The organism is Ancylomarina longa (genome assembly GCF_003996985.1).
Lineage (GTDB): Bacteria > Bacteroidota > Bacteroidia > Bacteroidales > Marinifilaceae > Ancylomarina_A > Ancylomarina_A longa.
On sequence record NZ_RJJX01000052.1, the window covers coordinates 1 to 2,478 of the forward strand.

General features: G+C 37.6%; 2 protein-coding genes. Both read left to right on the forward strand.

Annotated features, from left to right (window positions below; genetic code table 11):
• The first annotated feature begins 102 nt into the window (after positions 1-102).
• Positions 103-1,659: an IS21 family transposase gene (gene istA, locus DLK05_RS16345; RefSeq protein WP_127345071.1), complete on the forward strand. Its 1,557-nt coding sequence runs from the start codon at positions 103-105 to the stop codon at positions 1,657-1,659.
• 2 nt (positions 1,660-1,661) lie between these two features.
• A complete protein-coding gene (gene istB, locus DLK05_RS16350; protein ID WP_127345072.1) occupies positions 1,662-2,408 on the forward strand; it encodes an IS21-like element helper ATPase IstB in 747 nt (248 codons plus the stop codon).
• The last annotated feature ends 70 nt before the right edge of the window (positions 2,409-2,478 follow it).

Below are 2,478 nucleotides of genomic sequence, written 5' to 3' on the forward strand. Positions count from 1 at the left end.
TGTAATCAGCAACTTTAAAGTGTCAAATTTTCGCAACAGGAAAGTACCAGTTAGGAACTAAAAAAAAATCCTTCATTTTTAGGGTGATCAAAACCAATAAAAATGAAGGAAAATAACTACCTAAAAAAGGCACTTATGTGGTACAAAGTTAAAGAACTATGGTCATTCGGCCTAAATAAAAGTCAAATTGCTAACCAAATAGGGATTCATCGAAAAACGGTAAGAGTCTACCTTAAGATGAATGAACAGGAGTTTCATTTATGGATAAGGAAACGAAAAAACCTTCCTTTAAAATTACAGCCCTACTATCAATTTGTTCAGGATCAGTTGCAAGATTATCCTTATCTATCTGCGGCTCAGATAGAGGATCGTTTGAAAGAACATTTTACAGATCTGCCTATGGTTCATTCTAAAACGGTTTACAATTTTGTACAATCGGTTCGTTCCCAGCAGCGTATTCCCAAACCTAAAACAGAGAATCAGAGGCAATATCAGAAACTGACAGAAGTCGATTACGGATATGAAGCACAAGTAGACTTTGGAGTTTACAACATGATACGAAATAATGGAGGTCGTCAGAAGATTTGGTTTTTCGCCATGGTGTTGAGCCGTTCGCGACAAAAGTTTATCTACATTCAAGCAAATCCTTTTACCAGTGCCACTTCTATCTATGCACATCAATTGGCTTTTGAATACTTTCAAGGCGTTCCCAAAAAAATACTCTATGATCAGGACCGTGTATTTGTAGTAGATGAAAACATGGGAGATATACTTCTGACTCAGAATTTCCAACGATATGTGGATTCAGAGAGTTTTGAAGCCATTTTTTGTCGCAAGGCAGATCCAGAATCCAAGGGCAAAGTAGAGAATGTGGTCAAGTATGTGAAATATAATTTTTTGCGAGGACGAGAGTTTTCAAGTATTCAACTCCTGAACGAATCGGTATTGACCTGRCTGGATCGTACCGGGAATGGTAAGCGGCATGCTACAACCCGCCTGGTACCCCATCAGCAATGGGAGCAGGAGAAAAAGTACCTACTACCAATTAAAACCAGACTACATACTCTGAATACACCTGAGTACAAACAATACCATGTGTTGAAGGATCATACCATATCGTATCACGGGAATTTTTATAGTCTTCCTCTGGGTATATACAAAGGAAAAAACAGTAAAGTGCTGGTGCATGAAATCGATGATAAACTTAATATTTATGATCTAAATCAACAGCTTGTTACTACACATACCCTTTGTATCCTGAAGGGACGTTACATTCGTCATACGGATCATGGCAGAGACAAATCTACTTCACTGAAGGAGAATTTGGAGCTATGTATCAGCAGACTGGGAGGATCACCCAAAGCAAGGGCTTTTGTTATGGGAATTCAGAGAAGTAAACCCCGTTATCTGAATGACAATCTGAGATTGATTCTGTCCAAATTAAAAGAGAGAGTTCCAAGGGCCATAGAGCAAGCATTGGATTATTGCATGGAACATGACTATTACAATGCTTTAAAGATAGTAGAACTGGTCGCCTATTTTGAAAAGGAACAGGAAGCTGTTCCCAGTCTGAARCTTAAGACTTCTTCCTTTCCGGAACAAGCCTTAGTCGTGCCACAAACTAGTAATATTAATGACTACGAAACATTTTTTAATTAAGCATGAAAGAAATAGAAAGAATACGTCAATACGCAGATGCTCTTCGGTTAACTATGCTGAAGAATCAACCCGAATCCCTGATTCATCAGGCTCAAATTGATAAACCAGGCTACCTTGAATTTACGCGAATGCTATTGGAACAAGAGGTGAAACAACGTCAAAAAACAGATCTGGATCGACGTATGAAAATGGCTCGTTTGCCTAAAGATCACAATCTGGAATCTTACAATTTTAACCATTCCAATGGTATCAGTAAACCACAACTCAGAGAGCTCAGAGAACTGATATGGTTGAATCAGAACTATAATCTTATACTAATGGGACCTTCCGGTACAGGAAAAACCTTTATTGCTTCAGGACTTATTTTCGATGCTGTCAAAGCAGGATACAAGGCTTATTTTAAAACTATGGAAGAACTGATATCTATATTGAGATTAAAGGAGATGACTTCCTCTGCACTGAATGCCTATAACCGACTCCTTAAGGCACATCTGATTGCTATAGATGACATCATGTTGTTCCCTATGAAAAAAAATGAGGCTGTGGCTTTTTTTAATCTAATCGATCACTTACACGAAAAGTGTTCGGTGATTATAACAACAAATAAATCTCCAAAACAATGGGCAGAAACACTTGAGGATGAAGTGTTGGCTACAGCCCTACTGGATCGCTTACTTTATCGTTGCGAAGTCCTAAAACTTGATGGCAATAGCTATAGAATGGAGAATAGAAAATCAATATTCAATTAATAATTTTTTGTCCTATAAAGTGGTACTTTTTAATTGCGAAAATTTGATACTTTTTTGTTTGCTATTTACA